Source organism: Paenibacillus sp. FSL P4-0081 (genome assembly GCF_000758565.1).
Lineage (GTDB): Bacteria > Bacillota > Bacilli > Paenibacillales > Paenibacillaceae > Paenibacillus_AQ > Paenibacillus_AQ phytohabitans.
This window is the reverse complement of record NZ_CP009280.1, coordinates 583,311-593,017: the sequence shown is the minus strand read 5'-3', so window position 1 is coordinate 593,017 and position 9,707 is coordinate 583,311. Positions and strand designations below refer to the sequence as shown.

The 9,707-nt window shown below is 54.7% G+C and carries 8 protein-coding genes; 2 read left to right on the top strand and 6 right to left on the bottom strand.

Translation table 11 applies throughout. From position 1 onward, the window contains the following. Window positions 1-82 precede the first annotated feature (82 nt). Both P40081_RS02625 and P40081_RS02620 read right to left on the bottom strand, forming a co-directional pair. Complete coding sequence (locus P40081_RS02625; protein ID WP_042133137.1) at window positions 83-1,228, bottom strand: DUF4179 domain-containing protein; 1,146 nt, start codon at window positions 1,226-1,228, stop codon at window positions 83-85. Beyond that, window positions 1,215-1,817, bottom strand: coding sequence for an RNA polymerase sigma factor (locus P40081_RS02620; protein ID WP_331281699.1), 603 nt, complete (start codon window positions 1,815-1,817; stop codon window positions 1,215-1,217). Before P40081_RS02620 ends, P40081_RS02625 begins: the two co-directional genes overlap by 14 nt. 225 nt (window positions 1,818-2,042) lie before the next feature. On the opposite strand from P40081_RS02620, the gene P40081_RS02615 reads away from it, so the two are divergent. Next, window positions 2,043-2,948 carry an ArsR/SmtB family transcription factor gene (locus tag P40081_RS02615; RefSeq protein ID WP_042133135.1) on the top strand — a complete coding sequence of 302 codons (906 nt, stop codon included), beginning with the start codon at window positions 2,043-2,045 and terminating at the stop codon, window positions 2,946-2,948. 5 nt (window positions 2,949-2,953) lie between these two features. Further along, complete coding sequence (locus P40081_RS02610; RefSeq protein WP_042133133.1) at window positions 2,954-4,225, top strand: MFS transporter; 1,272 nt, start codon at window positions 2,954-2,956, stop codon at window positions 4,223-4,225. A 431-nt stretch (window positions 4,226-4,656) separates the two neighbouring features. Here the strand turns inward: P40081_RS02610 and P40081_RS02605 are convergent, their stop codons facing one another. From P40081_RS02605 to P40081_RS02590, 4 genes are all read right to left on the bottom strand, one after another. Then, window positions 4,657-5,295 (bottom strand): histidine phosphatase family protein, encoded by a 639-nt coding sequence (locus P40081_RS02605; protein WP_042133131.1) that lies wholly within the window; start codon window positions 5,293-5,295, stop codon window positions 4,657-4,659. A 68-nt stretch (window positions 5,296-5,363) separates the two neighbouring features. Next, complete coding sequence (locus P40081_RS02600; protein WP_042133129.1) at window positions 5,364-6,167, bottom strand: AAC(3) family N-acetyltransferase; 804 nt, start codon at window positions 6,165-6,167, stop codon at window positions 5,364-5,366. Window positions 6,168-6,206: 39 nt separating this feature from the next. Continuing rightward, window positions 6,207-7,790 (bottom strand): response regulator, encoded by a 1,584-nt coding sequence (locus P40081_RS02595; RefSeq protein WP_042133127.1) that lies wholly within the window; start codon window positions 7,788-7,790, stop codon window positions 6,207-6,209. A 2-nt stretch (window positions 7,791-7,792) separates the two neighbouring features. Further along, a complete protein-coding gene (locus tag P40081_RS02590) occupies window positions 7,793-9,685 on the bottom strand; it encodes a cache domain-containing sensor histidine kinase (RefSeq protein WP_042133126.1) in 1,893 nt (630 codons plus the stop codon). Window positions 9,686-9,707 lie beyond the last annotated feature (22 nt).

Genomic DNA, 9,707 nt, shown 5'->3' with positions numbered 1-9,707 from the left:
AGGCTCAAAGTTAGACATTGAAAAGGCGGCACCCGCGGCGCATCATGCGCTGCGGGTGCCGCCTTTTTCTATACGGGTATGATTACTTCGCCAGCGCTGATACCGGCACCTGTACCTCCACCTCAAATTCAGGGATATACTCCTTCTCCTGGTTCCCCTCCGGGTCTATGGACAATATCCGGAAGGGCCTTACCGTAATATGCTCCGTCTTATTCTGGAGCGGTTCGAATAGTGCAGCAGCGATCAGCACATTGCCCCCTGTGGCATTCCAGCCGGTAGACCCGTTGATCTCCCGCAATACATGGCCCTGATCATCCACAAGATCATAGCCCAAGAAATCCTTATGATCGACAGGCTGACCCGCAGGCTGTTCAAGCCGGGTGGTGATCCTCGTTGTAATCGGAGTAAGCTCAACAGTATCGAGTGTGAAAATCATACCGGAGCTCTGGCGGATTAACGGCTCCGCAATGATGCTGTGATAGGTCTTCTTTTGCACCGGCAGCTTAATTACAAAGGGCTCCTGGATCCCCTGTACTTCTATGGTAAGCGTGAGCTCAAAATCATCCGGGAAAGCCCGCCCCCCCTGATTCTGCAAATCCGTGAATTGAATGATCCTTGAATCCGCATCCTTCCCGCGAAGCAAGAACGGGCCAAACGAACCGCCGCCGCTGCTGCCAAGCGGACCATAGGTATTAATATCCTCACCGTTGATCGACAGCTTAATAGCTGTCATGAGATCACTAACATCACCCTGCCGGAACTCCAACACATCCGTTTGGCGCCCGATCCCCAGTGATACGCGAATTCCATCGTACAGCACTTCAGGTACAATAAGCTTTAGTCCGTCATGGGTATCGCTCAGCTCAGGTTTCTGTACTGCCGCCAGCCCCTGCTGATCCGCATTCCGCAGCCCCAGATCCCCGGCCAGTCTGAAGATCGACTCCATCCCCGGAATCTGCTTAATGGACGCGGCCAGCGTCGGAGAGATAAACTCTGTCCCCGTGATCAGCAGCAGCAGCAGCAGCACCGCAGCCACTATGCCTGCACCTCTTCGAAGTACACTGCCTCGTCTTCTGCTTAGTCCGACTGGTTCTGTCCTCGTTCCCCGCTGCTGCCCGTCCACGTACCGGTTCATTATGCGTTCTTCCAGATCTACCTGAACCGGTGTATCACGGACCATCCGACCGATCCGCTCCAGTTCTTCTTCCTCCCTGTTAGCGTGGTTCATGAGCGATCATCCCTCCACTGTTTTGACGGCGTCCGAGTTTTTTGCGCAGCCGTTCATATTTTTTGCGGACCGCCCCGGGGTTCAAGTCCATAATCGTTCCGATTTCCTCAAAGCTATGCTCCTCCAGTGCCCTCAGCAGCAGAATTTGCCGTTCCTCCATACTCAGCTTCTCCAGCAGTTCATGAACAACCTCCGTATATCGTGAACCTTCGGCGCACTCCGCCTGCTGCTGATGGCTCCTGTAGATGGAGAGCAGCCTGAAGCCTTTGTTTCTCTGTTTAATCCGGTCCAGGCAATGGTTGCGTGCAATGGTGTACAGCCAGGCCGAGAAAGAGACCTTTGCCGAGTACTGCCCCACCCGCTCCAGGGCTCTGATAAAAATCTCCTGAGCCGCATCCTCCGCCTCTTCCCGGTTACCCAGCAGGTAATAGCAGTACAGGTAAATCGGCCGCTGAAAATGTCTGATGATCCAAGTGAAGGCCTGTATATCTCCCAGCTGAACCTTCTCGACCCTTTGCTCCACGGTCAGCTCTGCCGCCTGCTCCTGTTCTGCGTCTCTATTCGTCCGGCAGATTTCCGTTTCATCCACAGCTCCCCCTCCTCTCTGCCTGTATAACTGTCAAAATCCTGATTTTGTGACACGCGCTCTAAAAAATCCTGGAGACTTGTGAAGTCAGCCCTTGCAAACACAAATATGTTCGTTTATTATAAAACTAACAGTAAGTTCTATATTTATAGAACTAATCAAAAATAGTTATCATTTGTTCATTATATCTCTGCCGTAATATCACTTCTCCAGAAAGCAGGTACCCCTATGGATTACAAGGTAACAGTCGATTTCGCGCCAATCTATGAGTGCATCTCCAGCTTAAATGCTTTTATCGGGAAGCAGAACCACAATGCTATGGACGCTGGAATCTCCTGGATCCGCGAGGTGCAGACCCGGTTCGCCCCCGTAATGCTCCAGAAAATGAAAGAAGTAATGAAGCTCACCGATAACTTCAGTCTGTCTCCTTACATATGGAGCTGTCCGGAAGAGCGCACGGTCAAGAAGTTCCTGGGCTGGTTCGAAGTCCTCTCCCCGGGTGAGCTGTATGAGATTGCCGGCCGCTTCGGGCAGACCGTCCCCTCCAACCTGGCCGAGCTGCGAAGCTCTGCCGCTGAAGTCATCAGAGCTTGGGATACGGGGTATTTCAGCAGCATTGATCCGGCCATTATGGAAGGGCTGCAGCAGGAGGCTGCGGCAAGGGCGGCGCTGCTGAACGGGACGAATGATATGGAGGTGTACGAGACGGCCACAGCAGGCATGCGGCTATACCCTTCAGAAACCCTGAAGCAGGTCATTATTACACCGCAATATCATGCCCGGCCTCTCGTAACCTCCACACTCTTTGATGAATTTATGTTCACCAGCTACTCCTGTGATATTCTTCCTCCGGAAGATGGGCGGCCCGCACCGGCTCTGCTGCGGCTTACCCGGGCGCTGTCGGATGAGACGCGGCTCTACATTCTCCGCCTGCTGACCGGCAGGCAGCTGAATTTCACTGAGATTGTGAAGGAGGTCGGCCTGTCCAAAAGCACGATCCACTACCATCTGATCGCACTGCGGGCGGCGGGCCTGGTCATTGTTCATACTACCAGCAAAAACACGTCCTACAGCCTGCGCCTTGAGGCGCTGAACGGCCTGCCCGGACGAATCGGGGAATATCTGGAGGGGTGAGTTCTATGCAGAAACGCAGCTATTACGGGTTATTATCCACAATTTCCTTGAGTGCCTTCGGCGATGCCTTTGGACTGCTGGCAATGGAATGGCTTGTCTATGAGCTGACTGGCTCCAAGCTGGCTATGGGTGCACTTGCCCTCAGCTCCATGATTCCGGAACAGGCGCTCCGCCTGCTCGGCTCACCCTTGTCCGACCGGCTGCCCCGCGTCCGGTTCATGGCCTGCCTCGCGTCGCTGCGTCTGCTGGCCCTCCTGCTACCGCTGGGCATGGGGCTGGCCGGCCACCTGCAGCTGTGGCATTTGTTCGCTGCCGCCAGTCTCAGCGGAGCCTGCTCCGCCTTATTCATGCCAACCGCAATGGCCGTGATTCCCGGCATCGCAAGCACCAGCAAGCTGATGCGCGCCTTCGCCATCATCGACGGCTGCAAGGGTGCCGCCGCACTTCTCGGCCCGGCCCTCGCCGGCGTGTTGACCGCAGCCAGCGGGGCCTTGCCGGCGCTCGGCATCAATGCCGTTTGTTATACGGCAGCGATAGCCACTCTGCTACTGCTGCCCCGCATGGGTAAGCCGGCAGCAGCCCCTGCCGGCAGCTTCTCGACAGCCCTCTATCTGCGGGAGGTAGCCGAAGGCTTCTCGTTCTACCGGCAGTTCCCCGCCATGCTGACGATTATGATGATGGCCGCCGTCAGCAATCTGAGCTCCATTGCCGTATGGACCATGATGGTCCCTTATGTCCGCGAGGTGCTGCACCGGGATGCAGCAGCGGTAGGCTCGCTGTCTACGGCCTCTGCGCTCGGATACTTAGCCGGGCTGGGCGTGATCTCCCTGATGGGCGAGATCACGAAGCGGCGCATCGTGATGCTCGGCAGCCTGGGCTTATCGGGTATCGTCACTATGGTGTGGGGGTTCATCCCCAGCTATTTCTTTGCCCTATTTGCGGTATTCGCCGCCGGACTGCTGGGACCTTTCTTCGGTTCCTTAAGCTCCTCCCTGCATGGACGGCTGGTTCCCGGCCACCTGCAGGGGCGGGTCAACTCGGTCCGGTTCCTGATTGGCGGGAGCCTGTCACCGCTCGGCGCCCTGGCAGGAGGAGCGGTCGCTGAGCTCTATGGGGTGCCTGCTCTTTTGCTGGCCGCAGGAATTCTTCCTGCCCTGTATGCTGGAGTGGCGCTGCGCTTGCCGGGACTGAAGGCGCTGGACGGGGACTTATCCGTGCTGGAACAGAGCACGCGTCCGAAGAGTGAAGTCACCCTAACGGGTAATATACCTGTATAGACTGAACTCTGTTTTCTATAATTTTGGGCTAGGCCACGCTCGAAACTCCGTGAAATGTCTGGACTTCCGGCGGGCATTACAATTTTTGCTGGATAGAAGTAAAATGTTGTACTTTCTGCAGAATTTTCGCACAGAAGGGGCCTTCCGGGGCGCATTGTTGTACTTTTTGCAGGATTTTTGCCGGTTTGGTGCTCGTCAGAGCTAGGTTGTTGCACTTTCTGCAAGATTATTGCGGATTCGCTGCTCACCAGAAGTAAATTGTTGTAATTTGCACAGCAATTCATCAGTCTGGACGGAGCTACGGGCAGCGCAGCGCAAGCAGCTGCTGCTTCACCTGCGAAGCCGCAGGAAGCGGCCGGCGCAACACGTCAAACAGGGCGATGCCGTCATGCACATCGCCCTGTTATTCTTAAGAAGTCCGTGCTGCAGAATCAGGATTCCATCCCGCCCTCAGTGGTCTCATAATGACTGGTATCGCCGTGAAGCACAATCTCGGGCACACCGTCCGTGATATCGATTCTGCACAGACAGGTAGGATAGATGTAGGGCAGATCCCAGAGCTTGTTCATGGCTCTGCTCTCGAAATAAGCCATAAGCACCTTAATCACAACCGTATGCGTCACAATGAGCACCGAGCCGCCTGCGTGGAGGTCTGCGATCTCCCGCAGCTTGCCCAGCGCACGCTCCTGCACCGCTGCAAAGGTCTCACTGCCCTCTACACTGAACTGCTCCGGGTCGCCCCAGAAGAACTGATGCTGCTCCGGATACTGAAGCTGCAGCTCTGCGGTATCACGGCCTTCCCAGACTCCCATGCCGATCTCCTTGAATTCATCGCAGGCCGTAAGCGGCAAGTCCCGCTCTCCCATGATAATCTCCGCCGTCCGCAGCGCCCGGGGACTAGAGCTCGCGTACACCGCGTCCAGCTCCACTTGCTGCATGCTCCGGCTTAGCCATTCTGCCTGCTGGACGCCCAGCGGCGTAAGCTCTGAATCCTGATGGCCCTGCATCCGCTTCTGCACATTCCATTCGGTCTGCCCGTGCCGGGTAATGTACACCGTTGTTGTAGTCATGAAACTTTGCTCCCCTCAAGCCGATAGCTCTCTTGCTCTATCCATAATCAATTACGCCTCCGCACCTCTTATGTGCGCTTGCGTTCCAGCCACTTCACCGCGTAATCCACAATCTCCCGCTGCGGAATCAGCTGTGCCGCCGATGCGGCCACCAAACCGCTGGCAATAAGCCCGGTCTCCCGGCCAAAATCCACGCCCAGCTCCGTGAAATCATCCGAGTTCCAGTTGTAATCACTGAATTCCATCCATCGTCTGACTCCGTCCACCATCATCGGCGCTGCAGCCATGACTTCCTGTTTCCCGGCATAGTCTGCCCGGTATTCCGCCAGATGCAGTGAGGTATTATTAAGATTGTCTACGCCAAGCAGCAGCACGCTTCCTCCCAGCTCATAGATCCGGGCCAGCGGAGACTGCTCACCGAAGGCGTACTCCAGGCTATGCCCGTCGATTATGACATCCCGGTGCTTCCCCCAAGCGGCAAAAGAGTCGATCGGATGGCTGCTGCGCCGGACGCCCTGCTGCTTGCGGAAGCAGTCGGGAATCACGCCCATCCCTCTAAGCGGAGTCAAGTCCGGATCATATGCAGGCATATGCTCCCGGATGCCGGGCCACCAGGCCTCCGGCACCGGCGGTTTGCTCCAGCCTGACGGATCGGTCAGATCCGAGGATTGCGTAGGCATAACGAGCGTCCCTTCTTCACCCAGTACCTTCTCCAGCGCCAGGATAACGGCAACCGGACCACCGGCCACCCATTGTCCCAGTGATTTAAAGGAAGAATGCAGCAGCAGGGTCATTCCTTCATGCACGCCCAGCTTACGGAAGTCGGCGGCAAGTGTATCTACGGTAATCAGTGTTCCTTGTACTTCTTCCATTCCATTGCCTCCAGCCTCTAGCCATCCGTTGTTCATATCTTAAAATTCCTTATCCTCCGTCTGCCCCGAATAACGCTCCATCAGCTGCTTCGCCCGGTATTCACCGGGAGAGATACCCTCCAGCTCCTTAAAGACACGCGCGAATTGCTTGCTGTTCTCAAAACCTACAGCCTCAGAGACCCCAGCCAGCTTGACGGAATGATCAGCCAGCAGCTCCTTGGCGTGGCGGATGCGGACTTTTTTGAGATACAGCACAAAGCTCTCCCCGGTGTACGCCTTGAAGGCTTCACTGAAATATGAATAATTGAGCGAGACATAATTGCTGACCATAGCCATATTCAGCGGACGCGCATAATTCGCTTCGATATACGCCAGCGCTTCTTCCATATCCGCATGCTCGGTATGCGCAGATCTTATACCTATAATATAATCGTTCACACTAAGGAGCAAATGCTCCAGTGCCCGGTAATAGTCATGGAAATTGCTGAAATTATACAAGTTGCCGACCGCTCGGTACAGCTTCAGCACTTCCACCGAAGCCTCTCCATGCACACGGAACACTTCATCCAGCACCCGTTCATTAATACTCCGCCCTACATTCTCCAGGTAATCCAAATCCAGATGCAGCAAATGATCCGTCTGAAAAATAACACCAAGCAGCGTCTTAATCTCCTTCTCCCGCTCGGTTCCCAGCATATTAAGCAGCTTGCGCAGCTCCTCCTCCGGAGAAGGGAAGCTCAGGCGGCCGGCGCGGATATCCTTATAGTCGACAAAACTGGCCTGCGGGGACAAAAAAGTATACTGCAGCGCCCGGTACGCCTCCATGTAACAGGCACGGAACTGCTCCGGACTCCGGCTCTCACTGCTGATGCCGATGAGCAGCCGCTTAAGTTCTTTGGCCTCAGCCTTACCGGACAGCTCCAGGAAGCTCTCCATATTCCCCACAAGTACAAGCTTCCCGTCCCAATCGGTCAGAATTTCCGTGAATTTATGTTCCAGCGGTCCGATCAGCCGCTCCAGCACGCCCTGGACCTCTCCGTGATTCATCCGCGCGCCGTCCCGGTGATAATAATTGACCACGCCTACTGTAAAAGGAATCTGCAGCGTCGACAGCTCCTCCAGCTGTGCCGCCGATGCTTCTACCTCCCGCTGCATCAAAAGCCCCCGCAGGCGGGCAATCCGCAGCTCGCGGCGGTAGCCTTCCGCCTCCTGCTTCTGCCGCAGGCTGCTCGACTGGCGGTCCATTCCCTCCTTGTCAATCCGTTCGAGAATCTCGAACAGCTCTTCGCGGCGGATCGGCTTCAGCAGATAATCCTTCACGCGGTAGCGGATCGCGCTTTTGGCATATTCGAAATCATCATGGCCGCTTAAGATAATGACAGCAGGCGGCTCCTCCTTGCCTGCTTCCACCGACAAACGTTCCAGCAGCGTGATCCCGTCCATAATCGGCATCCGGATATCCGTAATAATGACATCCTTCCGCTCCTGCTTGTACAGCTCCAGCGCTTCCGCACCGTTGCCCGCCATCGTGATGCTGTAGACAGACGGATATTCCCGTTCGATCATCGCCTTCAGACCTTGACGGATCATTTTTTCATCATCCACGATCAGCAGATTGGTCATAGCTAGTTATCCCCCGTCAATAGAACTTTGGGCAGTGACATGAACACAGTTGTCCATTTCCCTGCTTCACTCTGCACTTCCAGCCCGTAGGCTTCACCGTAGAACAGCTGCAGACGCTGATGCACATTGCGCAGTCCGACGCCTCCCGACTTATACCCGCCGCTGCTGGTTCCCGAAGGGTCAGCCCCCGGTTCCTCCTTGGCATAAATCGCCTCATGCAGCTGGGTCAGCTGCTGCGGCGTCAGCCCGAGGCCATTATCACGCAGCGAGATGAAGATATCCCCCTCGGCCTCCGTAATATCGATCCGCACAACACGGTCCGTGAGCTCTATCCCGTCCGCATTCCAGGCATGCTTTACACTGTTCTCAACAATCGGCTGCAGCGACATTTTGAGCACCTCCACTTCCAGATAAGCGCTGTCAATATTAAGCTCCAGCCTAATGGTATGCTCGAATCTTATATTCATAACCTCTATATAGTTCTGGATATGGCGGATCTCGTCTTTCAGCTTCACGTATTCACCCGTCCATTTGAAATTATAGCGCATCATGCCGCCAAGCCGGGTAAGCGCATCCGAGATCGTCCGCTGATTCTCAATCTCCGCCAGCATTTTGATATTCTCCAGTGTATTGTAGAGGAAGTGGGCATCGATCTGATTATGCAGCGTCCGCAGCTCAGCTTCCTTCGACAGCGCCTGTTTATGGACAGCCTGAGCCACCAGCGTATTAATTGTGTTCATCAGCTTGGAGAAGTGATGGGCAAGCTCGCCGACCTCGCCGCCTCCGCTGACGCGGATACTTCCATACGGCTCTCCCCGGCGGACTCTCTTCATCGTTTCGGTCAGCCGGCGGAGATTCTTCAGGATGAATGCATTCAGCACGTAAGCAATGGCAGTGACCAGGAAGATGAAGCCGATATTGACCCCAATAATCAGATTACGGGTACGCGAAATATCCATCATCACACCTTTCATCGAGACCACAGTGACGAGAGAAGCATTGATCTGCTCCAGCGGCGCCTGAATCAGCATGAAGGAATTCCCGTTCTCCTTATAATCCATCACCCATTTACCGGTCTTTCCGAACTCTGCCAGCCGGTCTTTGATTGCCGCAGTCAGCCCCTTATTATTCTCCAGAAAAGAGTTGTCTGTCCGGGTGAACAGGTTCAGCTCATCATCCGCAAGAATCATCTGGGATTCATTATCCTGCACGGAGGTATACGTCTTGGGTGTGAATTTACTCAGCAGCATATCTACCTGAACCATCCCGATGTGATTGCCCGCCGGAATGCTGATCTCCCGCAGCACCGATACCTTCGGTTGCCCCTGCTCTGTTTCCCCCGAGAAGCGCTTCATCAGGTCGATATCCGAGTTCTGAAAGGACCACAGATTCCGCAATCCTTCCAGCTCCAATGCCTTCTGAAACCAGGGCTCCATGGAGACCCGGGACTCACGGAAAATAACCGGCCACATCTCATATACATTTTTGCTGCTGGAATACAGGTACAAATGCTCAATATTCGGATTATTGAACTGGATCTGGCTGAGGTTCATGAAGCTGGTTGTGTTGTAATCAATCAGCTCTCCGAGTGTAGGATCACTTTCGCTGATCAGATACTCCCGGGTGATTTTATCACTATACGCCATCTGGAGCGCCCGCTCCATCGCCTCAATCTGATTGAGTACATGCAGCTTCTCCATCTGCAGCAGATAGTCGTTTTTCTCGATCGCATCCTGCATATACGTATTGTTAATGGCCTTGTACGAATAGAAGGACACCAGCAGACTGGGTCCCAGAATAATAAAGATATAAGCCACAACCAGCCGGCTTTGCAGTGATCTCCGTCCGAGCCAATAACGGAAGGAATTCCATAATGCTCCTGTTCGTTTGCGCATATTCACCTCTCCGTTAATAGCT